Annotated in this window: 22 protein-coding genes; 15 read left to right on the top strand and 7 right to left on the bottom strand. The window is 71.5% G+C overall.

The features are described from left to right. Positions 1-269: 269 nt before the first annotated feature. The 11 genes from lanKC (at position 270) to ACZ63H_RS27580 (ending at position 12,791) form a co-directional block, all read left to right on the top strand. Positions 270-2,963 carry a class III lanthionine synthetase LanKC gene (gene lanKC / locus ACZ63H_RS27530; RefSeq protein WP_469869477.1) on the top strand — a complete coding sequence of 898 codons (2,694 nt, stop codon included), beginning with the start codon at positions 270-272 and terminating at the stop codon, positions 2,961-2,963. Next, positions 2,935-3,045 (top strand): SapB/AmfS family lanthipeptide, encoded by a 111-nt coding sequence (locus ACZ63H_RS27535; protein WP_469869479.1) that lies wholly within the window; start codon positions 2,935-2,937, stop codon positions 3,043-3,045. Before lanKC ends, ACZ63H_RS27535 begins: the two co-directional genes overlap by 29 nt. Before the next feature lie 66 nt (positions 3,046-3,111). Further along, the gene (locus tag ACZ63H_RS27540) at positions 3,112-3,222 is read left to right on the top strand and encodes a SapB/AmfS family lanthipeptide (RefSeq protein WP_469869481.1); all 111 of its coding nucleotides are present in this window, start codon (positions 3,112-3,114) and stop codon (positions 3,220-3,222) included. 151 nt (positions 3,223-3,373) lie between these two features. Beyond that, positions 3,374-5,113, top strand: a complete 1,740-nt coding sequence (locus ACZ63H_RS27545; protein ID WP_469869483.1) for an ABC transporter ATP-binding protein — start codon at positions 3,374-3,376, stop codon at positions 5,111-5,113. Then, positions 5,110-6,882 (top strand): ABC transporter ATP-binding protein, encoded by a 1,773-nt coding sequence (locus ACZ63H_RS27550; RefSeq protein ID WP_469869485.1) that lies wholly within the window; start codon positions 5,110-5,112, stop codon positions 6,880-6,882. Before ACZ63H_RS27545 ends, ACZ63H_RS27550 begins: the two co-directional genes overlap by 4 nt. 474 nt (positions 6,883-7,356) lie before the next feature. Beyond that, positions 7,357-7,689 (top strand): SAV_915 family protein, encoded by a 333-nt coding sequence (locus ACZ63H_RS27555; RefSeq protein WP_469869487.1) that lies wholly within the window; start codon positions 7,357-7,359, stop codon positions 7,687-7,689. Positions 7,690-7,702: 13 nt separating this feature from the next. Then, positions 7,703-9,037 (top strand): diaminopimelate decarboxylase, encoded by a 1,335-nt coding sequence (gene lysA / locus ACZ63H_RS27560; protein WP_469869489.1) that lies wholly within the window; start codon positions 7,703-7,705, stop codon positions 9,035-9,037. Between the two features lie 397 nt (positions 9,038-9,434). Further along, positions 9,435-10,490 carry a FecCD family ABC transporter permease gene (locus ACZ63H_RS27565; RefSeq protein WP_469869543.1) on the top strand — a complete coding sequence of 352 codons (1,056 nt, stop codon included), beginning with the start codon at positions 9,435-9,437 and terminating at the stop codon, positions 10,488-10,490. A gap of 2 nt (positions 10,491-10,492) precedes the next feature. Then, on the top strand, positions 10,493-11,260 hold the full coding sequence (locus tag ACZ63H_RS27570; protein WP_469869491.1) for an ABC transporter ATP-binding protein: 768 nt from the start codon (positions 10,493-10,495) through the stop codon (positions 11,258-11,260). Positions 11,261-11,268: 8 nt separating this feature from the next. After that, positions 11,269-12,273 (top strand): ABC transporter substrate-binding protein, encoded by a 1,005-nt coding sequence (locus ACZ63H_RS27575; RefSeq protein ID WP_469869493.1) that lies wholly within the window; start codon positions 11,269-11,271, stop codon positions 12,271-12,273. Positions 12,274-12,428: 155 nt separating this feature from the next. Continuing rightward, positions 12,429-12,791 carry a hypothetical protein gene (locus tag ACZ63H_RS27580; protein ID WP_469869495.1) on the top strand — a complete coding sequence of 121 codons (363 nt, stop codon included), beginning with the start codon at positions 12,429-12,431 and terminating at the stop codon, positions 12,789-12,791. Between the two features lie 124 nt (positions 12,792-12,915). On the opposite strand, the gene ACZ63H_RS27585 is transcribed toward ACZ63H_RS27580, so the two are convergent. After that, entirely contained in the window at positions 12,916-14,274 is a 1,359-nt protein-coding gene (locus ACZ63H_RS27585) for a glycoside hydrolase family 10 protein (protein WP_469869497.1), read from the bottom strand. Positions 14,275-14,515: 241 nt separating this feature from the next. Here ACZ63H_RS27585 and ACZ63H_RS27590 point away from each other — a divergent pair, with 241 nt between their 5' ends. Continuing rightward, on the top strand, positions 14,516-15,811 hold the full coding sequence (locus ACZ63H_RS27590; protein ID WP_469869499.1) for an extracellular catalytic domain type 1 short-chain-length polyhydroxyalkanoate depolymerase: 1,296 nt from the start codon (positions 14,516-14,518) through the stop codon (positions 15,809-15,811). A gap of 155 nt (positions 15,812-15,966) precedes the next feature. Then, positions 15,967-17,199, top strand: a complete 1,233-nt coding sequence (locus ACZ63H_RS27595) for an MFS transporter (RefSeq protein ID WP_469869501.1) — start codon at positions 15,967-15,969, stop codon at positions 17,197-17,199. On the opposite strand, the gene ACZ63H_RS27600 is transcribed toward ACZ63H_RS27595, so the two are convergent. From ACZ63H_RS27600 to ACZ63H_RS27610, 3 genes are all read right to left on the bottom strand, one after another. Continuing rightward, positions 17,169-18,008, bottom strand: a complete 840-nt coding sequence (locus ACZ63H_RS27600) for an SDR family NAD(P)-dependent oxidoreductase (RefSeq protein ID WP_469869503.1) — start codon at positions 18,006-18,008, stop codon at positions 17,169-17,171. The two genes, ACZ63H_RS27595 and ACZ63H_RS27600, sit on opposite strands and share 31 nt — an antisense overlap. A 153-nt stretch (positions 18,009-18,161) precedes the next feature. Further along, positions 18,162-18,821, bottom strand: coding sequence for a M15 family metallopeptidase (locus ACZ63H_RS27605; RefSeq protein ID WP_469869505.1), 660 nt, complete (start codon positions 18,819-18,821; stop codon positions 18,162-18,164). A 248-nt stretch (positions 18,822-19,069) separates the two neighbouring features. After that, positions 19,070-20,602 carry an MFS transporter gene (locus ACZ63H_RS27610; protein WP_469869507.1) on the bottom strand — a complete coding sequence of 511 codons (1,533 nt, stop codon included), beginning with the start codon at positions 20,600-20,602 and terminating at the stop codon, positions 19,070-19,072. Positions 20,603-20,834: 232 nt separating this feature from the next. Between ACZ63H_RS27610 and ACZ63H_RS27615 the strand changes: the two genes are divergently transcribed. Continuing rightward, complete coding sequence (locus tag ACZ63H_RS27615; RefSeq protein ID WP_469869509.1) at positions 20,835-21,332, top strand: MarR family winged helix-turn-helix transcriptional regulator; 498 nt, start codon at positions 20,835-20,837, stop codon at positions 21,330-21,332. 435 nt (positions 21,333-21,767) lie between these two features. Here the strand turns inward: ACZ63H_RS27615 and ACZ63H_RS27620 are convergent, their stop codons facing one another. Both ACZ63H_RS27620 and ACZ63H_RS27625 read right to left on the bottom strand, forming a co-directional pair. After that, the gene (locus tag ACZ63H_RS27620) at positions 21,768-22,706 is read right to left on the bottom strand and encodes a sigma-70 family RNA polymerase sigma factor (protein ID WP_469869511.1); all 939 of its coding nucleotides are present in this window, start codon (positions 22,704-22,706) and stop codon (positions 21,768-21,770) included. Between the two features lie 10 nt (positions 22,707-22,716). Next, positions 22,717-23,907 carry an NAD(P)/FAD-dependent oxidoreductase gene (locus ACZ63H_RS27625; protein WP_469869513.1) on the bottom strand — a complete coding sequence of 397 codons (1,191 nt, stop codon included), beginning with the start codon at positions 23,905-23,907 and terminating at the stop codon, positions 22,717-22,719. A 249-nt stretch (positions 23,908-24,156) separates the two neighbouring features. On the opposite strand from ACZ63H_RS27625, the gene ACZ63H_RS27630 reads away from it, so the two are divergent. Continuing rightward, complete coding sequence (locus ACZ63H_RS27630) at positions 24,157-25,683, top strand: alpha/beta hydrolase domain-containing protein (RefSeq protein WP_469869515.1); 1,527 nt, start codon at positions 24,157-24,159, stop codon at positions 25,681-25,683. Positions 25,684-25,788: 105 nt separating this feature from the next. On the opposite strand, the gene ACZ63H_RS27635 is transcribed toward ACZ63H_RS27630, so the two are convergent. Continuing rightward, positions 25,789-26,691 (bottom strand): alpha/beta fold hydrolase, encoded by a 903-nt coding sequence (locus tag ACZ63H_RS27635; RefSeq protein ID WP_469869517.1) that lies wholly within the window; start codon positions 26,689-26,691, stop codon positions 25,789-25,791. Positions 26,692-26,697: the final 6 nt, after the last annotated feature.

Raw genomic sequence — 26,697 nt, forward strand, 5'->3', positions numbered from 1 at the left:
CCCACCTCGCTTCCGCCTCCCCCCGCGGGGGGGTGGGAAGGGAAGGAGAGAAGCAAGCACCAGGATAGTGTCCTCCACCACCCGGGGGCACACCCTCCCCCCCCCCCGGCCCCTTCCATTCCCCGTTGACCCAGAACCAGATCTATGAACCGGGTCGCTCCTCGCATGGGAAACCCACGAGTACAAACATGAGGAACACGCTTGTTCGATGTCTCTCGCAGAGCGAATATATTCCTGTCAGCGAAACGGCCGGGAAGATCCCAGGAGGAATGGTGGACAAACGCTACGACGTCTACTGTCTGGCAGACCGCTATTTCTACGATCTGCCGGACCGGAAAGCGACCGCCGACGAGCTTGCCAATCTCGCCTTCGTCGCAGACTCCATGGAACTCCCTTCGGGATGGACGAAGTCCGCCAAGGAGGAATGGACTGTATGCAACCCTCCCGGGCAACAGCTTCCGATGCAGGGTTGGAAGATCCACGTCTCGGCGACAGGCGCGAACGCGGATGCCGTACTGGAAACCGTGTACCACCACTGCGTGCCGCGGGAGATAGCCTTCAAATACCTGTCCGGACGCCACGTGTTGAAAAATCGCAACCTCAAGTACTCTGACCGCGGATCCAGCGGGAAATTCATCACCATCTACCCTCTGGACGAACAAATCCTGCGATCCGTACTTGAGGAGCTGGGCAAAGAGCTCGACGGCCAGGAGGGGCCGTACATCCTGAGCGATTTACGCTGGGGAAGTGGTCCTTTGTACGTGCGCTACGGCGGATTTATCGAGCGGCACTGTATATCGGAGACGGGCGCACTCGTCGGCGCCATCGAGGATGACCACGGCACCCTGGTGCCCGACCGTCGCGACCCGGTCTTCTACGTCCCGCCGTGGGTCACTGTGCCAGAATTCTTCACCCCCCACATCGAAGCGCGCAAAAGTGGCACCACGAATGACATCGCCTACACCGTCGAACGGGCGGTGCACTTCTCCAACGCGGGAGGACTGTACGAGGCCCGGCACCGGGAGAGTGGCCGCAAGGTAATTCTCAAGGAAGCCCGCCCCCACGCGGGGCTGACGATGGATTCGGCGGACGCCGTTCACCGGCTATGCCACGAGCGTGACATCCTGCACCGACTCAAGGGCATCACCGGTGTGCCCGAGCTCATCGACTACTTCGAGTGGGGAGGTCACCACTTCCTCGTACAGGAGTTCATCGAAGGGGAGACGCTCAGCAGGAACTTCGCTTCACGCTACCCGCTCAACGAGGGGGAGACGGACCCCGCCGAAGCTGCGCGTTACACCAAGTGGGCCTTGGAGGTGTCACGGCAGACAGAGGCTATCGTCGCTGAGATTCACGGACGCGGCATCGTCTTCGGAGACCTGCACCCTTTCAACATCCTGGTGAGTGACGACGGCAAAGTCTCGCTCATCGACTACGAGGTGGCGTCGGACATCGAGGCAGGAGTGAAACCCAGCCTCGTGAACCCGGCGTTCGCGGCGCCGGCCGACCGGGTCGGATTCGACCATGACCACTACGCGCTCGGCTGTCTGCGGCTCTCACTGTTCATGCCGCTCACCACCTTGCTTCGACACGACTTCGCGAAAGCACGTCACTTCGTCGAATACATCAGACGGGTGTTCCCAGTACCGCCAGACTACCTTGACGAAGCCGTCGAAAGAATCACCGGAGTCCGCCAGGCAGCCGCCGCTCGTCACCGGCCGGAGACCCTGCTGGACCGAGTGCCGCAGGTCACCGCCGACCCCAAGCAGTGGCCGCGGCTGCGAGACGCGATCAGCCGGTCCATTTTGCGCAGCGCGACCCCCTTGCGCGACGACCGGTTGTTCCCCGGTGACATCGAGCAGTTCCACACCGGGGCCCTGAACCTCCAGCACGGCGCCGCCGGAGTGCTCCTCGCGCTCTTGGATGCCGGGGTTGATTTCCCGCACGAGTACCGTACTTGGCTCGCGCACCGGGCCTTGATGCCCCGTCCGCAGGACCGGCTCGGCCTTTACGACGGCATGCACGGGGTGGCCTACGCCCTGCTGAGGCTCGGCGTCGAGGACACCGGACGCGAACTCCTCGCCATGTGCCTCAAGGAAAAATGGGAGATGCTCGGCACCGATCTCAAGGGCGGACTCTCCGGCATCGGGCTCAATCTCATGGCGTTCAGCGAGGGAACAGGCGACACCCATCACCTGCGCATCGCCGAGCTCATCGCCGACCGTCTGGGCACCGCCGATTCCGTTGCCACCACCAGCGGGGGCACGCACCCCTACGCTGGGCTGATGCGCGGTTCCTCCGGCCCCGCCCTCTTTTTCCTGCGCTTGTACGAAAGAACTGGCGACCGCGAGTACCTGCGATTATCCCGCACCGCGCTCGAACAGGACCTGCGCCGCTGCATCACGCGCGATAACGGGATGATGCATGTGAACGAGGGATGGCGGACCATGCCGTACCTCGCGACCGGCAGCGTCGGCATTGGCCTCGTCCTGGACCAGTACCTCCAGTACGACATGGACGAACGCCTGGTCACGGCTTCGGACGCGATCGCACGTGCCGCCTCCTCCCAGTTCTACGTGCAGTCCGACCTGTTCAACGGGAGAGCGGGAATCATCCTGTACCTCGCCGAACGCAGCAGGACGCGCCCCAGTGCGGCCGGTCGCGCCGACCTAGACCGCCAGCTCGGTCTGCTCAACTTGCACGCGCTGTCTTATGCGGACGGCCTCGCCTTCCCCGGCGAAATGCTCATGCGGCTGTCCATGGATCTGTCGACCGGCAACGCGGGCGTACTCACCGCCCTCGCGGTAGCCCTGGGCCAGGAACACCCCGGACTTCCTTTTCTGTCCGTCACCTGCCCCCACGGCACAGCCAAGACTTCCCGCCCGGTCCACGGGCGGGTCGGTACAGACCGATCGGCGAAAGGAGGTGAACCCGATGGCTCTGCTCGACCTTCAGGGACTTGAGCTGCCCGAGGGCGACGACATGGCGCCTATGAGCGGCACCAGCAGGAACTGCAGCAACTCCAGCTACATCTTCTGCAACTAGTCATGAACCGTCGTCACGGCCATACGGGCCGTGACGATGACAAGCGAACCGAGGGGAGGGAATCTCATGGCGATCCTCGACCTGCAGGGCCTCGAGCTGCCGGACACATCCGCGCAGCCGCTGGGCAGCTCGACCAGCCTGGCTTGCTCCAGCCACAGCTGGGTGGGCTGCAACTGATCGAATTGACCGTCCGGGTGGACGGCGGCCCATTGTGACCGCCGCCGGACCGCAGGCAGCGCCTCGGGGAGACAAACAGGCCCCGAGGCGCTAGCCACGTAAAGGGGCCGGTGCACGGCCCGGACGACCCACACGAGCAATGGGGAGACCAGTGCTGGGTGGTATCGGAACACGACTGCTGCGCGACGCGGCGCGCGCCCAGGCCACCGGTGCGGCCGTCCTCATCACCACAGGATGTGTAAGTGCCGCCGCCCAGCTCGCCCTGCCGGCAGTACTGGGCAAGGCGGTCGACGGACTGGTCGGAGGCATGGGCTTCAGCCGGTGGCTGGTGGCTTGCCTGGGCCTGGTGGTCATCTACGTGGCCTTCGAGGTGTACAGCGACTACCGGGCCGGGGTGGTACAGGCGCGCTCCGCGCTCTTCTTCCGCCGGGCGGCCGCCAACCGGCTGGTGGGAGCGGGCCCGCGCGTTCGGACCGACGGGGGGCCGGGCGGCTTCGCGGCCTGCGTCCTGGAAGGCGCGGCTGCGGCCGCCATGGGGATCAACGCGGCCGTGTGGCTCGCGCTTTCCCTGCTTCCGACGCTGGTGTGCCTGTTCATGTTGTGGTGGACGGACGTGTGGATCGGGCTCGTCTTCAGTTGTGGCCTCCCCATTGTTGCCTGGTGTCTCAGGTCATTCACCGTCGACAGCTCGCTCCTGGTCACCCGCTACCTTGAGGAGCAGAGCACGGTGTCGAGCAGACTCGCAGAGGCTCTCGGTGGAGCCCGCACCATTGCCGCGTCCCACACCTTGGAACGTGAAGTTGCCCGCGTGGTGGAGCCGTTACCGCGGCTACGCAGCAACGGGGACGCTCTCTGGAGGCTCCAGGCCAAAATTACCGCACAGGGGAATGTGCTCTTCCCTCTCCTTCACCTCGCAGTCGTTGCCACCGCCGGGCTCGAACTCGGCCACGGGCGCATCACGTCCGGGCAGTTGCTGGCCGCGTCGGAGTACGCGGCTATGGGCACGGGCCTTGGTATGAGCGTGCTGTTCGCCAACCAGCTCGCCCGTGCTCGGTCCGGGGCGAAGCAACTGGAGACGTATGTGGCGCTTCCGCCCATGGAGTACGGGCTGGAGGAACTACCCGACCCTGCTACCTCTGCAGGTCTGGGCGTGGAATTGAGAAACGTGACCGTGCGGCATGCCGAGCAGACGGTCCTGTCAGGTATTGACATCACCGTGCCGCCCGGCGGCGTGGTGGCGCTGGTCGGGCGTTCGGGCTCGGGAAAGTCCACGGTGGCGGCGCTCATGGGCCGGCTCTTCGACCCCGATTGCGGCGCTGTGCTCCTCGGAGGGGTACCCGCGCAGAGGCTATCGAGGGAGGCGCTGCGGCGATCGGTCGTCTTCTCCTTCGAGCGGCCCGAGTTGCTCGGTGACGACATCGCGGACACCATTGCGGCCGGTGCGCCGAACGCCACGCTCGACGACGTGGCTCGCGCCGCCGGACTCGCGCACGCTGCGTCCTTCATAGAGAAAATGCCGGACGGATACCGCACCAGCGTCGAATCCGTGGTCCTGTCAGGGGGCGAGTTGCAGCGGCTCGGTCTGGCGCGGGCCTTCGTACGGCCCGCCCGGCTAGTGCTACTTGATGACGCCACATCGAGCCTGGACATGGCGACGGAGTACGAGATCGACCAGGCGCTGGCCACCGGCACCTCGGGGGCGACGCGGGTGATCGTCGCCCACCGGGCTTCCAGTGCGGCTCGCGCCGACACGGTGATCTGGCTCGATGCCGGGCACGTGCGCGCCATCGGTACCCATGGAGAGCTGTGGAAACTGTCTGGCTACCGGGCGATCTTCCAGGAACGATCCGAGCCCCCCACTCACCTGGACGCGGCGGGAGCGACCCGATGAACGCCATAGGTCGCCATGCTGCCGGGCGGTATCTGCGGCAGCGATTACGCGGCGAGCGGCGGACGCTGATCCGAGTCCTGGTATGGACAGGCGTGGAGTCCCTGCCCGCCCTCGTGTCTGGACGCGTCGTGGCCTTGGCGGTCGACCGGGGATTTCTGAGCGATGAACCACTGGTGGGCATCGGATGGCTGGCCCTCCTCGCGATTGTCTCGGTGGTAGGTGCCCTCGGGGCCCGTGGATCGCTCCTCAGTACTGCTGCCGTCGTCGAGCCGCTAAGGGACGCGTTGGTGACCCACACTGTGGAGGTCACGCTACGTCAGGCCCTGACCGGCGCCCGTGTGGAGCAGGATCGGTCCGGCGTCGCACGGCTCACCCGCCAGGTCGAGATCGTGCGGGAAGCGGCGGGTGGCCTGTTGGCAGTGATGTGTCGCTTTGCCTTCTCTTTCGTCGGCGTATGCGTCGGTACCCTCACCCTGGAGCCGACGGTCGCCCTGCTGGTTTTTGTCCCCGTGGCTGTCGGCGTCGGTTGGTATGTGGTGTCCTTGCGCGGGGTGGTACGCGCCCAGGTGCGCAGCATCCTGGCGACCGAGTCCCTCGCACATGAGGCTTGGAAGCTCTCTGCGGGACTACGGGACATCACGGCGTACGGCCTCGCGGAACCGGCTCTGCGACGGTTCGACGATATCGCGAAGGAGAACGCGTCCGCGGAAACCGCGCTCGCCCGCCTGACGGCGCTGCGCACCCTCGCCCTCGGGCTGGGCGGTTGGGTCCCGCTGGTCCTGGTCCTGCTGTGGGTCCGGTGGGGTGCACAAGGCATGAGCGCGGGCGTGATCCTGGGCGTGCTGACCTACATCGCCCACAACCTGCGCCCCGCGGTGCAAGCCCTGGTCCAGGGGCTGGGCACCACGGGCATCAGGTTGTTCGTCACGCTCGGGCGGCTGTTGGATGCCTTGGCGCCACAGCCGGGCGGGGCCGGGTCGCCACCTGTGCCGCCCGTCCCTGCCCCGCCGCCCTTCGCCGAAGCAGGACATGAAACCGCCGGGGCCGAGGTGGTCCTGGAGGCGGTGTCCTTTTCCTACCCGGGGAGTGCGAACGACGTGCTCAGCGGCATCAACCTGCGCGTGCACCCCGGCGAACACATCGCCGTCGTGGGCCCCAGTGGCATAGGCAAGTCGACACTGGCCTCCTTACTGGCCGGCACCCACCGACCCACCCGCGGCAGAGTTCTCATCGACGACGTCGACCTCACCTCGCTCGCACCCGGTCAACAGGCGGTTGCGCGCGCTTATTTGCCCCAGGAAGCCTACGTCTTCACCGGGACGCTTCGTGAAAACCTCGGATACCTGACGGATGGTTCAGCGGACGAACGTCGGATGGACTGTGCGGTCAAGGAGTTCGGCTTGGCGGAGCTGATGTCCACTACCGGTGGTTACGACGGTCTGGTCGTCCCCCACACTCTTTCCGCGGGTCAGCGCCAAATGATCGCCCTGGCCCGCGCCTACCTGTCTCCGGCCCGGCTGATCGTACTCGACGAGGCGACGTGTCATATGGACCCAGCAGCCGAGGCACGCGCGGAGGAGACGATGCGGAGGCGTCCGGGCACCCTGATCGTCATCGCGCACCGGATCAGTTCGGCACGGGCTGCGGACCGGGTGATGGTGCTGGACGGCGGGACGCCACGGATCGGGAGCCATAGCAGGATGCTTGCGGAGTCCGATCTCTACCGAGACCTCGTCGGGCTGTGGTCCGCGAAGAGCGCGGCCACTTGACCCGAAGGGCCTGACCTCCAGGCCAGGCTGTGGTCCGTTCACCGGTGATGGCCAGTGAGCCGGCGGTCTTGCGGAGTAGTCGCTCACGCGCGTCTTCATCGTCCTACAGGCATACGAGCAGGGCGGCGTCGGTTCTCCGTGGGACCGACTCGCTGGAGGTCGGTCCGCTGAGCGGGTGTTCGAGACGGCGGTGAGGCACCACACATCGATGCGCGGTACGGCTTGGTGCCGCAGTTCACTGACGGCGGCACCGGATTCGACCTGGCCACAGGGAGCGGTCGGTCACCGCCGGTGTCAGCGCCGCGTCAGCGTTTGCCCGGTGTGCGTCAGCGTTGCGTCAGGAGGCTGCGGAGCACCGGGCCGGGCGGCATAGCGTCGGTGACGAGCCCCGTTCCGCCTCCCCGCGTTCGGGGCCGTCAGGCAACCCGAACCGACCGGCCGGAACCCTGGGGTGCCGGTCTCCGGAGGTATCCCATGGCAGACATCCTGTGCGGCGACGACCCCGAACCCTCTGATCGGCTCCCGGCCGGACCCCTGTTCGTTCCCGTCCGGCCGGGGCCCACGGGGTGTGTGACGCGCGTCTTCCGCACACCCGTCGGCGACCGTACGGCCGTCGGCTTCACCTCCGAGAACCTGCTGACCGCGACGCTCGGCCCCCGGCAGCCGTGGATCAGGCTCGCCGAGTCCGCGCTGCGCGCGCTGACCGAACCGCTCGGCGTCACCACCGTCACGGTGGACCCCCGCTTCGCGGCCCGCGCGCCCCGGCCGACGAACCCCGTGCCCGCGCTCACCGTGCGCGTCGGCTGAAAGGGACACCACCATGACCACCGCCCACGACCGTACCGTCACCCCCATGGCCGGCGACCTCGCGGTCTGGCCCGCGTCGACCGCCGAGCCCCGCCCGGGCGACCTTCTGGTGGGCGGCGTACCGCTCGCCGAGGTCGCCCGGCGCTTCGGCACCCCCGTCTACGTCCTCGACGAGGCGGAGGTCCGGAACCGCTGCCGCACCTACCGGGACGCCTTCCCGGACGCCGAGATCATGTACGCGGCCAAGGCGTTCCTGTGCCGCGCGATGGTCCACTGGATGCACGAGGAGGGCCTCGGGCTCGACGTCTGTTCGGCGGGCGAGCTGGAACTCGCCGTCATCGCCGGGTTCCCGCCCGGGAGGATGGTGCTGCACGGCAACGCCAAGTCCCCCCGCGACCTGGAGTCCGCGCTGCGCCTCGGCGTGGGCCGCATCGTCATCGACAGCCCGTCGGAGATCGCCCGGCTGGCCGCCGCTGTCGGTCCCCGCGGCCGGCAGAAGGTCATGGTCCGGGTGGTGCCCGGGATCAGCGCCGGCGGCCACGAGAAGATCCGCACCGGGACGGCGGACCAGAAGTTCGGTCTCGGCATCCGCGACGGGTACGCCCAGCACGCGATCGCCCGGATCATCGACCAGCCGCGACTGGAACTCACCGGCCTGCACTGCCACCTGGGGTCGCAGATCACCAGCGTCAAGCCGTACCTGGTCGCGGTGCGGCGGGTCGTCGGCCTGATGGCCCGCCTGCACGAGCAGCACGGTCTCGTGCTGCCCGAACTCGACCTCGGCGGCGGCCACGGCATCGCCTACCGCCCCGGCGAACCGGCCCTGGACCTGACCGCCCTGGCCCGCAAGGTCCGCACCGAGCTGACCGGCGCGTGCGCGGCGGCCGGCCTGCCCGTGCCCCGCCTGACCCTTGAACCGGGACGGGCCATCGCCGGACCGGCGGGGATCGCCCTGTACCGCGTCCTCGCCGTCAAGCGGACCGGCACCCGCACGTACGTCGCCGTCGACGGCGGCATGAGCGACAACCCCCGCCCCGCCCTGTACGGCGTGCGTTACGCGCCCCGGCTCATCGGCCGCCCCACCACGGCCGACCGGGCCCCGGTCACCGTCGTCGGCCGGCACTGCGAGGCCGGTGACGTGCTCGCGGCCGACGTCGAACTCCCCGCCGACGTACGCCCCGGCGACCTGCTCGCCGTTCCCGTCGCCGGCGCCTACCACCTGTCGATGGCCTCCGGCTACAACCTGGTCGGCCGCCCGCCGGTCACCGCCGTACGCGACGGCCGCGCCCGCCTCCTCGTGCGGCGCGAGTCCCTGGAGGACATCCGCGGCCGTGACGTCGGCCTCTAGCGGTCCTCTCGCGACGTGCCGGTCGGCCGACCGGCGATCGCCCCCGCCCGGAACTGCCCGCCCCGTCAGGGCACCGCCGCCGGCGGGCAGCGCTCGCGTTCCGTGCCGCCGGTCGTCCGGAAAGGGCGCCTCCTCCGCCGAAGGACTCGCCGGGGTCCGTTTGTTAGGCTGCCCTTGCCTCCCGTGGGGGAAGTCCGGTGAGAGTCCGGCGCTGACCCGCAACGGTGTGCACGGCACCGGATCCGCCGGTCGCCGTGCGAGCCCGATCGCCTGCGGGGGTGTGTCGACCCGTTGACTGCTCGCCGTGGACTGCGAGAGGGGATCGCCCGGCCGGGTACGGCCGCACGGGCTCCTCCTGCTCGACGTCCAGCAGGCGGCCCGTGTGAAGGACGGCCCCGTGCGCCGAAGTACGGCTCCCAGCCGCATACCCGTGCTGCCGCTCAGCCTGTCCCTGGCGGTGCTGCTCCTGTTGTCCCTCGTGGGCGGTGTCGGTCTCGGTGCCGCCGGGATCGGCTGGGCCGAGGTGGCGCGTCTCCTGTGGGCCGGGCTCGGCGGCGGCACCGTGCGCGCGGGCGACGCGGCCGCTTACGCCATCGTCTGGGAGATCCGGCTGCCGCGGGTGCTGCTGGGCGCCGTCGTCGGAGCGGGCCTCGCGGCAGTCGGCGTGGCCGTGCAGGCACTGGTGCGCAACGCCTTGGCGGACCCGTTCGTCCTCGGCGTCTCCTCGGGCGCGGCGGTGGGCGCCAACGCCGTCATCCTCCTCGGCGCGTTCGCCGGGCTCGGGGTGTGGGCGCTGTCCGCGTCGGCCTTCGTCTCCGCACTCGCGGCCATGGCGCTCGTGTACGCCGTGGCCCGCTCCCCGCGGGGCCTGACACCGCTGCGGCTGATCCTGACCGGCACGGCACTGGCGTACGGCTTCGAGGCCGTCACCACCGTCATGGTGTTCGGCGCGGCCCGGGGCGAGGCGGCCAGGTCGGCGATGATGTGGCTGCTGGGCAGCCTGGGCGGCGCCACCTGGGCGCAGGTGCCGCTCGCCGCGGTCACCGTGGCGGCCGGGTGGGCCTGGTTGCGCCGACGGGCCGAGGCGCTCAACGCGCTCGCCATGGGCGACGAGACCGCGGCCGCGCTGGGCGTCGTACCGGCCCGGCTGCGCCGCGAGCTGTTCCTCGTCACCGCGGCCGTGACCGGGACGGTGGTGGCCGTCAGCGGGGCCATCGGGTTCGTCGGGCTGATGGTGCCGCACGTGGCGCGGATGCTGGTCGGCGCCGACCACCGGCGCGTCCTGGCCGTCGCGCCGCTCGCGGGGGCCGTACTGCTGGTGTGGGCCGACGTACTGTCCCGGCTGCTGTTCGCCCCGGCCGAACTGCCGGTCGGAGTGATCACCGCGGTTGTCGGCGTGCCCGCGTTCCTGCTGCTGATGCGGCGGGGCGGCTACGCGTTCGGAGGCCGCTGAGCATGCGACTCACCATCGACGACGTGACCATCGAGGCGGCCGGTAAGCGGCTGGTCGAGCACATCGGACTCACCGCGGAAAGCGGGGCGTTCGTCGGACTCGTCGGCCCCAACGGCAGCGGCAAGTCGACCCTGCTGCGGTCCTTGTACCGGGCGCTGCGGCCGTCCGGGGGAGCGGTACGGCTGGACGGCGACGACCTGCACGCCATGGACCCACGAGCCGCCGCCCGGGTGCTGGCCGCGTTGCCGCAGGAGTACTCGGCCGAGTTCGACTTCACCGTCACCGAGGTGGTCGCCATGGGACGGCTGCCGCACCAGGGACGCACGGCCGCCTCGGACCGGGAGATCTGCGTCCGGGCGATGGAACGCACCGGCGTCGCCCACCTCGCCGACCGGGGGTTCCCCGGCTTGTCCGGCGGCGAGAAGCAGCGCGTCCTCATCGCGCGCGCCCTCGCCCAGCAACCCAGGATCCTGATCCTCGACGAGCCCACCAACCACCTGGACATCGCCCACCAGCTGGAGGTGCTGTCCCTGGTCCGCGACAGCGGCCCGACCGTGCTGGCCGCCCTCCACGACCTCAACCTGGCGGCAGCCCACTGCGACGTCCTGTACGTCCTGGACGGCGGCCGGATCGTCGCCTCCGGGCCGCCCCACGACGTCCTGCGACCGGCCTTGCTGGCCGAGGTGTTCGGCGTCCGGGCCCACGCCGTCCGGCACCCCGGGACGGACGCCGTCCAGCTCCTGTTCGACCTGCTCCCGCCCACCACCTGAAGGACGCCATGCGCAAGCAACTCCTCGCCACCGCCCTCTGCCTCGCCGCGACCGCCACCGGATGCGGCGCCACGGTGGAACCGGCACGGGACGCGAAGGCCTCGTCGTCGGTGACCCTCACCAACTGCGGGCGCCGGGTGACGTACGACAAGGTCCCCGAGCGGGTCGTCACCAACGACGTCGGCATCACGGAGCTGATGTTCGCCTTGGGCCTGGAAGACCGCATGGCCGGCTTCGCCATGCCCGACGACAAGGGAGACCTGGACGGTGTGCCCTGGAAGGACGGCTACGACAGGACGACCTGGCTGTCCAAGGACCAGCTCACCAAGGAGGACGTCCTCGATGCCCGGGCCGACCTCGTCTTCGCGGGCTGGAACTACGGCTTCCGCGAGGACGGCGGCTTCACGCCCGACGCCCTGAAGAAGCTCGGCATCCCCTCGTACGTCCTCACCGAGTCCTGCCGCAACGGCCGTTCGAAGACCTCTCGCGGCATCATGCCGCCGGTGGACGCCCTGTACACCGACCTCACCAACCTCGGCAGGCTCTTCGGCGTCGAGAAGCGGGCGGCCGCGCTGATCGCCGGCTTCAAGAAGCAGATCGCACAGGTGCGGGCCAAGGCGCCCGTGGGACCCGGCCGTCCTTCGGTCTTCCTCTACGACAGCGGCCGCGACACCCCCTTCACCTCCGGCCGCTACGCCGCCCCGGAACAGATCATCACCGAGGCCGGCGGCGTCAACGTCATGCACGACGTGGCGGACTCCTGGACCACGGTCGGCTGGGAGACCGTGGTCCGGCGGAACCCGGACGTCATCGTCATCTGCGACTACGGCGACGTCGGCGCCGAACAGAAGAAGGAGTTCCTGCTCTCCTACGCCCCGTTGCGCAACGTCTCCGCCGTCAAGCACCGCAGGATCGTCTCCCTCGACTACGCCGACCTGGTCGAGAGCCCCCGCAACCCGTCGGCGATCGCCCGCCTCGGCGCCTACCTGCGGACCGTACCGGCCGCCCGATGAGGCCCGCCGTGCGCGTCCCGGCGATCCCGTGCCCCACCCCCCGATCGTGTGCTGGCACCGCCGGACCGCATCGCGGCATCGCCCAGCCGAACCCGACCGGACGATGTCGGGTGATCGGCGGACAGGCGGGGGACAAGTCCGGTAGAGGTGTGTGCGTGAACGAATCCGCGCCCGAGGACGGCGAGCCCGCCTCCTTCGTCGAGAAGACGAAGAACCTGTACGGAAAGCACAAGGGGAAGATCCTCGCCGCCGGCACCGCCCTCGGCGTCGTGGCGCTGGCCCTCGGTGCCGTGGCCGCCGGGACGGCCATGGAACGAAATGCCCCCGAGGACACCGAGGACACCGGCCCGGTCGCCGGCCCCCCGCATGCGGACGAGCGGCGGAAGAGCCCCGTCAGGCACCCGGTGGCCGGGCACACGAGGACCCTCGCCGACGGGCGCGTCGTTCCCGTGGCGGGTTACGAGCGGGGCGGCCGCCCGGACGGCGAGGAGGAGGACCCCGGGGAAGCCGCGGCCTGAGCGCCGGGGGGCGGTGCCGGCACCCGCCGACCCCTTCACGAAGGCCGGCCCCCTGCCGAGGGCGCCCTGTCCGGCCGTCGCCAGGTCGTTCGGGGAGGAGGCGACGGCCGGACGGGGCCGGTGCTCAGGACGCCGTGCAGGTCCCGAGCGTCGGAGCGGCCGAGCTGCCGTTCTTCATGACCGTGAAGCCGAAACTGGTCGAGGCGCCCGCGGCGAGGCCGCCGTTGTAGGTGGAGCGCACCGTCGCCACGTCGCCGCTCCAGGTCGGGCTGCCGTTCCACAGCGCGGACACCTTCTGTCCCGAGGGGAACGTGAGGGTCACGGTCCAGCTCGTGATCGGTGCGGCGCCGGCCGTCACGGTGACCTCGCCGTTGTAGCCGTCGTTCCAGTCGGCGGTCCGGGCGTAGGCGATGGTGCACGCGGCTCCCGGGTCACCGCCGTTGCCGCCGCCGTCGCCGCCCCCGGTGCCGCCCAGCGTGGTCAGGACGGCGTCGTACGCGGGCTTCCCCGCGTAGTTGGAGTCGAACAGCAGCGGGGTGCCGCTGCTGCGCCAGGAGTACTTGTCGGTGATGCCCCACACGGTCAGGCCGGTGCAGCGCGTGACCGCCAGGCAGGCCTTGACGACGTTGGCGTAGTTGTTGGCCTGCGCGGTGCCGGACCCCTCGATGTCCAGCTCGGTGATCTGCACGTCCACACCGAGGTCGGCGAAGCGCTGGAGGTTGGCCTGGTAGTCGGACGGCACCGGGGAGGCGCTGTTGAAGTGGGACTGGAAGCCCACGCAGTCGATCGGCACACCGCGGGCCTTGAAGTCCTTGACCATGGCGTAGACCGCGTTGCTCTTCGCGTTGACGCCGTCGGTGTTGTAGTCGTTGTAGCAGAGCTTGGCGTCGGGATCGACGGACCGGGCGGTGCGGAACGCCTCCTCGATGAAGCCGTTGCCGAGCTTGTCCTGGAAGGGCGAGCTGCGCCGGGCCCCGCTGGAGCCGTCCTGGAACGCCTCGTTGACCACGTCCCAGGCGTAGATCTTGCCCTTGTAGTGCTGCATGACCTGGGTGATGTGGTTGTTCATCGCCGTGCGGAGGTCGGTGGCGCCCAGACCGGAGACCCAGGAGGGCAGCTGGGAGTGCCACACCAGCGTGTGCCCGCGGACCTTCATGCCCTTGCCCTGCGCGTGGCTGACGATCTGGTCGGCGGCACCGAAGGTGAAGGTGTTGCGGGTGGACTCGGTGGCGTCCCACTTCATCTCGTTCTCGGGCGTCACCGAGGTGAACTCGCGGTCCAGTGTGCCGGCGTAGGCGGATTCCCCGAGGTGGCTGGCGGCGACCGCGGTACCGAAGTAGCGGCCCTTCGCGGCCGCCGCGGAGCCGAGGGTGTCGTCGGCGGCGGCGGCGCTGTGCGCCAGCGCCGTGAGCGTCGTCGCGGCGAGCAGCGCGGACGTGAAGGCCCCGGCGGCCCGCCTGGGCAGTGATCTGGGCATGATCATGCCAGCTCCGTTTCCGAAAATTTCGTAGCCATGGCCGAATGTGACGGGCAGATTACGAACTGAAACGGCGATGGTCAACGGTTCGCGCGACTTTTCAAGAGGTCATCCAGAGGTCGGCCTTCCTTGCGGCATCGGGGAGTTGTGCCTCTGTGAGAGTGGTTGACGTCGCTCTTCCGCGCCCTTAACGTGGCGCGGCACGTTCCGAAAGATAATCGAATGTTTCGAAACGAGGGGCGATGACATGACCCAGAGAAGGCCGAGGCTACGGCCCCTGCTGACAGCCCTGCTCGCCGTCCTGGCGCCGTTGCTGGCCGCGCTGACCCTGTCGGCGCCGGCCGCCCACGCGGCCTCCCTGACGGAGGTCACCGGATTCGGCGCCAACCCGAGCAACCTGCGCATGTACGTCTACCGTCCGGACAGTGCGCCGGCCCGCCCCGCGGTCCTGGTGGCCGTGCACTACTGCACCGGTTCCGGCCCGGCCTTCTACTCCGGCACCGAGTTCGCCTCGCTGGCCGACCGGTACGGCTTCGTCGTCATCTACCCGTCGGTGACCCGCAGCGGCGGGTGCTTCGACGTCTCGTCGCCGCAGGCGCTCAAACGCGGCGGCGGCAGCGACCCCGTCGGCATCGTGTCGATGGTCACCTACGCCGAACAGCACTACGGTGCCGACCCGGACCGGGTCTACGTCACCGGCGCCTCCTCGGGCGCGATGATGACCAATGTCCTGCTCGGCGACTACCCCGACGTCTTCAAGGCCGGAGCCGCCTTCTCCGGCGTGCCCTTCGGCTGCTTCGCCACCACGGACGGCTCCGGCTGGAACAGCGCCTGTGCCAACGGAACCGTGACGAAGACGCCGCAGCAGTGGGGCGACCTGGTGCGCGGCGCCTACCCGGGGTACAGCGGCCCCCGGCCCCGGATGCAGTTGTGGCACGGCACCGAGGACACCACGCTGCGCTACCAGAACTTCGGTGAAGAGATCAAACAGTGGACCAACGTCCTCGGCGTGAGCCAGACGCCCGCGTCCACCGACCACCCGCAGTCCACCTGGACCCGCACCCGCTACGGCGGCACCGGCGCCCAGGCCCCCGTCGAGGCCATCAGCATCCAGGGCACCGGGCACACCCTGCCGGCCGCGGGCATGGCCGCCCGTGCCATCTCCTTCTTCGGACTGGACTCCGCGACCACCCCGCCGCCGACCGACCCTCCCACCCCGCCGGCCGGCGCCTGCCGGGTGACCTACACGACCAGCACCTGGAACACCGGGCTGACGGCCGCGATCACCGTGACCAACACCGGCACCACACCGGTCGACGGGTGGGCGCTGACGTTCCCCCTGCCGGCCGGACAGACCATCACCTCCGGCTGGAACGCCCAGTTCTCGCCCTCCAGCGGCACCGTCACGGCGCGGAACGCCGCCTACAACGCCACCCTGGCCCCGGGCGCCTCGACCACCCTCGGCTTCCAGGCCACCCACACCGGCGACACCTCCGCCCCGGCGTCCTTCAGCCTCAACGGAGCCGCGTGCGCCACGGGCTGACGTGCGCGCAGGAGTAATGCGGCGGGTGACGACGCGGCCGTCCGTCACCCGCCCGCTTCGGCGCCCGCCGGGCCGACGGGGGCGGGACGCCGGTTCCCCTTCGCCGGGACATCCCGGATGGCATTCCCACGGGTTCACCAGGAAAGGCAGCGACCGTGCCCTACAGCGGAGCGGGAACGTCACCGCGCGTCTCGACCGCCGTGGTCGTGGTGGTCGCGCTGGCGCTGGCGCTGTTCTCCCTGAGTACCGTGGAGACGCTGCCGGTCGGCCTGCTGCCGCTGGTCGCCGACGACCTGGGCGTGTCCGAGGCGGAGGCGGGCCGCCTGGTGACCGGGTACGGCATGGTCGTGGCGGTCGCCTCGGTGCCGTTGACCCGCCTGGTGCGGCGCGTGCCGCGCCGCACCCTGCTCTGCGGACTGCTGGCCCTGTTCGTCATGGCGAACCTCGTCTCTGCCCTGGCCCCGGACTACTGGGTCCTGCTCGCCGCCCGCGTCACGGTGGCACTCACCCACTCGGTGTTCTGGTCGGTCATCGCGGCCACCGCCACGGCCCTCTTCCCGCCGGAGGTGCGGGGCCGGGTGGTCGCCGGGCTCTTCTCCGGGGTCTCCCTGGCCGCCGTCATGGGTGTCCCGGCCGGAACCTGGCTGGGTCAGCAGGCCGGGTGGCGGATCCCGTTCGCGGTGATGAGCGGCTTCGGTTTCCTCGCCCTCGTCGCGGTCGCCGTCCTCCTGCCGTCCGCGTCCGGCGAGGAGGGGCGCGTCGCGAGGGGCGCCGAGCCGAGCCGCCACCGGTTCCTGGTCCTGATGACGGCGACGGGCCTCGTCATCTGCGGCGTCTTCACCGGGTTCACGTACATCACCGTCTTCCTCACCGACGTCACAGGCCTCTCGCAGGCGGCCGTGGCGCCCCTGCTCCTGGGCTCGGGCGTCGCCGGCATCGCGGGCACCGCCCTGGCCGGAGCCCGGGTGGACCGTCGTCCGCGCGGCACCCTGGTGCTGGGCGCGGCCCTGCTGACGGTGACGATGTTCGGGCTGAGCGCGCTCGGCGGCCGTTCCGTCGCCGCCGTCTGCCTGGTCGCGCTGCTCGGTTTCGCCATGGCGGCCATGTCGACCGCGCTGCAGAGCAGGATCCTTCACGTGGCACCCGGGAGCACCGAGATCGCCTCGGCCGTCGGCTCGTCGGTCTTCAACGTCGGCATCGCCGGCGGCTCCCTCGTCGGCGGCCTGCTGCTGCCCACCGGCCTCGGCGTACGAGGCGCGGTGTTCGCCGGCGGTGTGCTCGCGGCCGGCGGCCTGGCCGTACTGCTGTCCGAGCCGTGGGTGGTGCGGCAGGGGGAACGGCGGGCCGCCGCCCGGGTTCATTCGCGAGCGCGCTCGACCGCGCGGTAGCGGGGGGCCAGGCCGGGGCCGGAGCCATCGCGCACGGCGAGTTCCGCGTCGGCGAGCCGGGCCACCGCCTCGGGGTCGGACAGGCCGGGCACGCACATCACCTCTCCGCACTCCAGGGCATCGAGGGACGCGGTGACGACGTCGGCCGCCGCCATCCCACCCTCGCCGTGCACCCGCGCCTCTCCGGGCACGGGTGCCTCACCCGTGCCCAGGTGGAACTCGGTGGCGGTGAGTCCGGGGCAGACGACCTGGACGCGCACCGGCGTGCCGGCCAGTTCGGCGGCGAGCGTCCTGGTGAACGTCACCAGGTACCCCTTGGTGCCCCCGTACACGGCCCGGTGGGGGAGGGGCCCGGGCGGCAGGGGGCCGGCGAACGCGAGCAGCGAGGCCACATTGACGACCGCGCCGCGGCCGCGCGCCAGCATGCCGGGAAGCGCGGCGCGGGTGAGCACCGTCGGTGCCACGACGTTCACGTCGATCACCCGGGCGAGGAGGGCGGGACCGACCTCGGCGAAGGGCCCGTACCCGTTGATCCCGGCGTTGTTCACCAGCAGCGTCACCTCCTCGGCGGCGACCCGCTCCGCTACCCCGGCGAGGTCCGCGGACTCGGCCAGGTCGGCCACCAGCGGCTCCACCGCGGCACCGGTCTCCTCCCGCAGCCGTCCCGCCAGGGCGTGGAGCCGCTCGGCGCGCCGGGCCACCAGCACCACGTCCCAGCCCTGCCCGGCCAGCCGGGCGGCGTACTCGGCACCGATTCCCGACGACGCCCCGGTCACCACGGCTCGGCCCGCTGTCTCGTCGTACGCCATGACGGATCCCTTCGCCCGGTGATCCCGCCGCCCCGCGGCCGGGAACGGCCGGGTGTCCGGTCGCCGTCCTGCCGAAACTCCGGCGGGCGGCCTTCACGCCCGGCGGTGCCCGGTCCCGGTGTCCGCCACGGCTGCCGCCGCCCGGCAGGGGCGTCACACACGCGCGCCGGGCCGGTACGGTCCGTAACGGGCGCCGGCCGCTCCGGTGATCAGCGCCCAGTAACGGTCGCCGAACGACCAGTGCCACCACTCCGTCGGGTAGTTCACCAGACCCGCGGCCGTGAGCGCGGCCCCCAGGATCGCCCGGTGCCCGCGCGCCCGCCGGCTGATCCCGGCGGCGCCGGTGTAACAGGCTCCGGCGCTCTCCTCGGGAGTCGCGTTCATGGGCGTGCCCAGATCGAGCTCGCGCCCGTCCGCGTCCGCGAGTGTCAGATCCACCGCAGCTCCGGCGCTGTGCGGTGCGACATTCGGGGGTGACACGAAGCGGCTCGCCGCCGACCGGATCCGCTCCTCGGACCATCCCGGCCGCCCGGCCCGCAGTCCCGCCGCGTATTCCTCGAAGTAGCGGCGTTGCAGTTCCGGCGGACGATAGCCCTCGACCACCAGGAACCTCAGACCGGACGGCAGGTGCGTCTGCGCCTGGACCAGACGGGTCAGCACGCCTGTCCGTAAGAAGAAGGCGTCCGAGTCGTCCCGCTTTCGCGAGTCCACAAGGAGCCGACCGCTCTCCCGGACATCGGTCAGCGGCTCACCGCACTCGTGCACAGGGACGGCCGCGACCCGTGGATCCGACATCAAGATGATCTCACTCATCCCGCGATCATCCCGCAGCAGTCGTGGTCACCGTGCTCGATGGCGGGCGGCGAGCTGACCCGGAGACGTCGGGCGGTGGACCGGGTCCACGAGGAGAGCGCCTGCCGCGCCGGGTCACGTTTCGTGACCGTACGCCTACCGCTTCGGCCTTCGGCGGTGCCGGCCCCCGGCCGTGCCCGGCGCTCCGCACGTCCGCGCCCCGCCCCGGCGGTGCCGGGGCGGGGCGCGGACGCATCAGCCGGTCGGGGTCAGTGCGCGGCGGCGGCACCCGCCGGCGCGCCGCCCCGGCCGTGGCCGGTCGGCCGGGCGATGACCAGGATGCCGGAGGCCACCGCCGCGAGCAGCATCGCGGCCACGCCCCACCAGATGGCGTGCGTGTAGCCGTGCACGATGCCCTCGCGCAGTACCTGGGCCTTCTGCGCGGGGTTGGTCATATGCTGGCCGACGTACGTGCTCGTCGCCGAGGTGGCGATGGTGTTCAGCAGCGCGGTGCCGAGCGAACCGCCCACCTGCTGCGAGGTGTTGACCATCGCGGAGGTCACTCCGGCGTCCTGCGGGCGCACCCCGTGGGTCGCGGTGGAGAAGACCGGCATGAAGGTCAGGCCCATGCCGAGGCCGAGCAGGAGTTCGGCGGGCAGGACGTGGGTGGCGTACGCGGAGTCCACGCCGAGCTGGGTGAGCACCCCGAGGCCCGACGCGGCGAGCAGCATGCCGGGCACCATCAGCAGGCGCGGGGGCGTGCGGGGCAGCAGCCGCGCGGAGATCTGCGTGGAGCCAACGATGATCATCACGGACATCGGCAGGAACGCCAGACCGCTCCTGACCGGGCTGTATCCGAGGATGCCCTGGAAGTAGTAGGTCATGAACAGGAAGAGACCGAACATGCCGATCGTGGCGAGCCCCATGGTCAGGAAGCAGCCCGCGCGGTTGCGGTCGGCGAGGATGCGCAGCGGCAGCAGCGGGTGCTTGGCCTTGCTCTGCCAGAACACGAACGCCGCCAGCAGGACCACGCCGCCGATCAGCAGGCCGACCACCCGGCCGTCGCTCCAGCCGCGCGGCTCGGCCTCCGAGAAGCCGTAGACCACGGCGACCAGTCCGCCGCAGCCCAGGATCACACCGGGGATGTCCAGCCTGGCCTCGCGGTGGCCCGGGCGGTCGTGCAGCAGCACGAGGGCGCCGATCACCGCGACGGCCGCGATCGGGATGTTCACGTACAGGCACCAGCGCCAGTTCGCGTACGAGGTGAGGACGCCGCCCAGCAGCAGGCCGATCGCGGCGCCCGCGCCGGCGATGGCGCCGTAGATGCCGAACGCCTTCCCGCGCTCCCGGGGGTCGGTGAACGTGGTGGTCATCAGCGAGAGCGCGGAGGGCGCGAGGACGGCGCCGAACACGCCCTGCAGGGCGCGGGCCCCGAAGAGCATGCCGGGGCTGCCGGCCGCGCCGCCGATCGCGGAGGCGACGGCGAAGCCGATGAGGCCGATGACGAAGGTGCGCTTGCGTCCGACCAGGTCGGCGACGCGGCCGCCGAGCAGCAGCAGGCCGCCGAAGGCGAGGGTGTAGGCCGTGATGACCCACTGGCGGTTGCCGTCGGACATGCCGAGGGCCTTCTGCGCGGACGGCAGCGCGATGTTCACGATGGTCGCGTCGAGGACCACCATCAACTGCGCCAGGGCGATGACGACCAGGCCCCACCAGCGGCGGGGGTCGGGAGCGTCCGCGGCGCCGTGCGCGGTGGGGGCCGAAGCCGTGCGTATGGTCTCGGCCGGGGGCGAGTCACTCATGACGTGAACGTCACTTCCTTGCTCGTGATGGTGGCGTGCGTACTCCGCGCGCAGGTGGTGGGGCGCCACGTCGATGAGGCGCCCACCCCCCGGGAGCGCGGTCCTGTGCGTGCTGCGCGGACCTCGGTGATACCGGGTGTCCCGTTCACCGGTGGTCCGAACGGACCAATGATCGGTCATTGAAGCAGATCGTTGGCGGAGCTGACGATCAGTGAAGTGTACGCTGTCTCGCATGAAGGATGAGCGTCCCCCGGAAGTAATTTCCCGGCGGCTGGGATATCTCCTGAAGCACGCCTACGTGGCGCTGGCGGCGGAACTGGACACGGCGCTCGCGCCTTTCCGCCTCGTCCCGCGGGAACTCGGCGTGCTGGCGGTGATCGGCGCCTCGGTGGAGCAGCCGTCCCAACTGGAGATCGCGGCCCGGCTCGGTGTGGACCGCACCACGATGGTCGGCGTCATCGACTCACTGGAGGACAAGGGGTACGTGGAGCGGCACCGCAGCGCGCGTGACCGGCGCCGCAATGTGGTGACGCTCACCCCGGCCGGCCGGACGTGCCTCGGGGAGGCGGAGGAGGTCCGCGAGCGCGTGGAGCGCGACTTCCTCGCCCCCTTGGACGAGGCCTCGGCCGAGGCGCTCACCGAGGCCCTGCTCACCCTGCATCTGGCGCGCGGCTCGGCCTCCCCGGCGTCGGTCGCGGCGTGGACGGCGACGCCGGGCTCGGGGGCGTAGACGGCGCCCGGCGCCGCCGCGGCGGCTGCGGGCCGGCCGGGCGGATCCGTCTCCCGGCGGCTGCCGCCACACCCGCGCCGCGACGCGGCGGAGATCGCCGCCCGGGATCGCGGTGACGGCGCCTTCGGGACAACCGCGGGCGGGCAGCGCGTCTTCGACGGTCGGCAGGTCTTCCGGCGGCATGAAGGCGACCGGCCCCCAGCGGGCGCAGGAGCCGGGGAACGGCTCCGGGCTCCGTTCGGGCATCGCGTTGAAGTCCTCGTGGCCGCATGGTAGTCGGCCGATGACCCGACGTGTCCGGGCCCGCCGCGTTCGACGGCGTAGTCGATGTGCCGCGCCGGCGCGGGGGCCGTGACCGGGGAAGTCACCGACGACCGGTACCGAGTCCTTCCCCCGGCGAAGGCACCACGCGCTGCTCGATCCCGGTGGCGCCGGTCACCACGCGCCGATGACCGGCGCGTCGGATCCGCGCCGCCGCCAGGCCGCGTCGAGCCGCGCGAGCCGGTCCGCGGCGGCGACGCCGCACAGGGACGCGACCTTGCCGTCGCGGACCTCGAACGCCACGGTGCCCACGACCCGGTCGTCGACCACGGCGAGGACGGCCGGGGAGCCGTTGACCAGCGCGACGTGGAACGCGGGGGAGCCGCCGGCCAGCCGCCGCTTCGCCCCGGTGGGCTTGAAGCCGGCCCGTACCGAGGCGGCGACGCGCTCGCGCGTCCGGTACCGCAGCAGCCGCCTGGCCAGTCCGGCGCCGTCCGAGACCGCGGTCACGTCCTCGGTGAGCATCGCCACCAGCCGTTCGGTGCGCCCCGACGCGGCGGCGGCGACGAACTCCTCGACGATCCGGTACGCCGACGCGCGGTCCACCTCGCGGCCGCGGCGGCGCTCGGCGGTGACCCGGCGCCGGGCCCGGTGGACGTGCTGCTGGCTCGCGGACTCGGTGATGTCGAGGATCCCGGCGATCTCGGCGTGGGAGTAGGAGAAGGCCTCACGCAGGACGTAAGCGGCCCGCTCGACCGGCGAGAGGCGCTCCATGAGCGTCAGCACGGCCAGCGACACCGATTCGCGCTGCTCGAAGGTGTCGGCCGGGCCGAGCATCGGGTCGCCCTCCAGGAGCGGCTCGGGCAGCCGGTCCCCGGCCGGGCGCTCGTGGCGCGCCCGCGCCGAGCGGAGCCGGTCCAGGCAGAGATTGGTGACGGCCTTGGTCAGCCACGCCTCCGGTGCCGCCACCCGTTCGCGGTCCGCGGCCTGCCAGCGCAGGAACGCGTCCTGCACGGCGTCCTCGGCGTCGGCGGCCGAGCCGAGCAGACGGTACGCGAGCGAGGCCAGCCGGCCCCGGCTGGCCTCGAACCGGTCGATGGCCGCGCTGTCCATGCCCGGCAGCCTACGCGGCGACGCGCGCACCGGCCCGGGCGGGCACGGCGGCCGGGCGGCGCCTGCGCTTCGGCATGCCGAAGGTCGGGTGGGCGATGCCCCATCCGGCGCCCGCGAGCACGCCCGACTTGAACCACGCGGCGCTCCGGCCGCCCAGGTACCAGGACTTGGGGCGCGCCTCGCCGTCCACCATCTGGAAGATCGCGTCCCGCCGCCCGAGGCTGATGTGGTTGCCGTGGTACTTCAGCGCGACGGCCGGGACCTCACCGCCCGTCAGGCGCGCGATGATCGCGGCGGTCGCCTGCATGGCGGTGCAGCCGGCCGAGGCGCACGACATGGGCAGCGGCCGGCCGTTCTCGCCGATCGCGTGGGCGCAGTCACCGGCGGCGTAGACGTCCGGGTGCGAGACCGAGCGCATCGTGCGGTCGACGACGATCCGACCGGCCCCGGTGACCTCCAGGCCGCCGGCGGCCGCGATGGAGGGTACGGCGAACCCGGCCGACCACACGATGACGTCGGCCGGGACGGACCTCCCGCCGGCGGCGATCACCCGTGCCTGCTCGACGGCTTCGACGGTGGTGTGCTCGTGGACGCGGACGCCGAGCCGGTCGAAGGCCTGGCGCAGGTGACGGCGGGCCCCCGGGGAGAGCCACGCGCCCGGCTCGCCGCGGGCGGCGAGGGCGACCGAGAGGTCGGGCCGGCACGCGGCGATCTCGGCGGAGGTCTCGATGCCGGTCAGCCCCTCACCGACGACCAGCACGGTGCCGCCCGCCTCCAGACCGGCCAGGCGCTCGCGCAGCCGCAGCGCGGAAGTCCGGCCGGTCACGTCGAAGGCGTACTCGGCCACACCGGGCACGCCGTGGTGGGCCACGGAGCTGCCGAGCGCGTAGAGGAGGGTGTCATAGGCCACCTCGCCGTCGCCGTCCTCGCCGGTCACGGCGACCGTCCTGCGCTCGGGGTCCACCCCGGTGACGCGCGCCGGGCGCAGCCGCACCCCGGTGCCCGCGAAGACATCGACGAGCCCCCGGACCGCGAAGTCCTGACCGGTCGCGAGCTGGTGGAGCCGCATCCGCTCGACGAAGTCGGGCCCGGCGTTGACGACGGTGATCTCGACGTCGGCGGGGGACAGCCGACGGGCGAGGTTCCCGGCGGCGTAGGCCCCGGCGTAACCGGCGCCGAGTACCACGATGCGGTGCTTCATGGCGATGCTCCTGTCTCGTTCGCGTGCCCCTTGAACGAGACGGCGCCCCGATTGCTGACAGAAGCGCGATGTGACGTGGGTCACGGGATGAGGGCGGGCGGTTGAGCCTCCGTCAGGCGCAAAGCGGTTCGGCGGCCGCCGGTCACCGCTGCCGGGACACCGGTGGATTCACCGATGGCAGCCCGCCACGGCTCGCCCAGACTGCGGTCTCAACCCATTGGGACGCATTCACGGAGGCAACCCGTGCGCATGCTTGCTCGGTTATCCCGGCGGTCCGGTACCGCCGCCGTGCTGGGGGTGCTGCTCTGCGGCGGCCTCCTCGGCACCCCGCTGACGGCCCCCGCCGCGGCCTCGCCCGCCGCGGTCGCGAGCCCCACGGTCACCGTCCCGCCCGCCGGCGGCCACGGCTTCCCGTTCCTCGCCGCGGCGGAGGACCTCGGCTCGTTCGGCTACACCGAGAGCGAGTACTTCATCTCCGGCACCGCCACGTCGTACGCCAAGTCCGGCCTGTGGACCTCGGACGGCCGGTGGAACGTCCGCGCGTCCGGCACCGCCCCGTACAAGAGCCGCCTGCTGGTGCGCCGCCCCGCCGACCCGGCCGGGTTCAACGGCACGGTGGTCGTGGAGTGGCTCAACGTCAGCGGCCAGCTCGACCTCTCCCCGGACTACTGGTTCGAGCGGGACGAGCTGCTGCGCCGGGGCTACGCCTGGGTCGGCGTCTCGGCGCAGGCCGTCGGGGTCAACGGCGGGCTGGGCGAGATCAAGGGCCTCAAGGGCTGGGACCCGGCGCGCTACGGCAGCCTGGTCCACCCCGGCGACGCCTTCGCCTACGACATCTTCTCCCAGGCGGGCCAGGCGCTGCGCGCCCCGAACGGGACCGACCCGCTCGGCGGGCTCCCGGTCCGCACGCTGCTCGCCGACGGCGAGTCGCAGTCGGCGGGCTTCATGACGACCTACGTCAACGCCGTCCAGCCCGTGTCCGGCGTCTACGACGGCTTCATGGTGCACAGCAACAGCGCGATCGCCTCTCCGATCAGCGGCGTGCTCGCCGACACCCTGCTGATGCCGAACCCGTCCCGGATCCGGACCGACCTGTCGGTGCCCACGTTCGTCGTGCTCACCGAGACCGACGTCCCGGGCGCCGCGATCGCACGGCAGCCGGACACCGACAGCGTCGTGCACTGGGAGCTGGCCGGCACCGCGCACGGCGACCAGTGGGCCTTCGACACCGGCAACCCGACCGTGCAGAAGTCGGCGGGCTCCGCCGCGCCGTCGGCCGACTGCGCCCCCGGTTCGGCCCCCTTCAACGACGGGCCCGGCCACTGGGCGATGAACGCGGCGCTGCGCCACCTGGCCGACTGGGCGCGGGGCGGCGCCCGGCCGCCGGGCGGGCAGCCGCTGAGCACCGTCCTGCGCGACCCGGCCACGGGCCTCGCCACCGGCGGTGTCCGCCTGCCGGACGTCACGGTGCCCACCCGTACCCTCACCGGTCTGCGCGACACCACCGGCAGCGGTGTCTTCTGCGGCCTGTACGGCGCCCGTGACCCGTGGAACGCGGGCGCGGACGCCTGGGACCGGCACGACGACGGCGACCCGTCCGACCCGTCCTTCCCGATCACCGCGGAACCGGTGCTCAGCCGGCTCTACCCCACCCACGCCGACTACGTGGCCAAGGTGCGCACGGCCGCGCAAGGGTCCGTCGACGCCGGATACCTGCTGCCGGAGGACGCGACGGCCGTCGTCGCCGCCGCGCAGGACTCGGACATCGGCGGCTGACCCCACCGGCCGCCCGGCCGTCCGCGGTCCCGCTCCCCGGCACCCCGGGGACGCGGGACCGCGGACCCGTGGGCGACCGCCGCCCCGTGCCACGACACCGGCGGTTCACCGGACCAGGGCCGCGGCGAGTTCCCCCGGCCGGGCGGCGAACGGGCTGTGACCGCCCGGCAGGGTGCGGACGGTGAACGGCTTCCGCGGCATGGCCCGGTCCGCCTCCGCGATCATCAGGTCCTGCACGGCCGCCGGCAGCGCCCGGTCGTCGGCGCAGCGCAGGAAGGTGCGCGGGATACGGCCCCACCGCGCCGCGGTCAGGGCGACCGGTGCCGTCACGACGGCCAGCGGCAGGTCGGGGCTGAGCGCGGAGCGCCAGCGGTCGAAGCGGTCGGCGGGCGTGTCGTGGTAGTGGGTCTGCCGCAGCTCCTCGACGTAGCCGGGGTCGGGCGAGAGAGGGTCGATCCGTACGGCGCCCAGCGCCTCGGGATCGCCGAGGGTGAGGTCTCGACCCCGCGCGGCGGCGTTCTCGGGGGCGCCGAGGTAGTCGGAGAACCGCGAACGGCCTGCGGGGACGAACGCCGAGAGGTACACGAGGCGGTCGACCAGTTCGGGCGCGCGCTCGGTGGCCAGCGACGCGGGGCCGCCGCCCGCGCTGTGGGCGACCAGCACGACCCGGCCGTAGCGGCGGACTTGGCGCAGCGTGTCCAGGACGGCGTCGGCGCAGTCGTCCATCGTCACGTCCGCGAGCCGGGATCTCTCGGTCGGCAGCCCGGGCCGGCCGGGCAGCAGGTACCCGCTGGGCAGGGGCGCGTCGAAGCCGTGCCCGGGCAGGTCGACGGCCGCGCCGACGGTGCCGAGAGCGGTGAGCGCCCGCTGCGTCGCGGCCCACTGCCACGATCCGTGCCAGGCACCGTGGACGAGGACGAAGACGGTGTCGTCCAGACCGGGGTTCGGATCGCTGCGCACCCCGTCGTGCGGGTCGTCGTACGGGTGGTCGTCCGGTGAAGGCGTCATGGCCCC

The sequence above is a fragment of the Streptomyces sp. NPDC104831 genome (genome assembly GCF_055583025.1).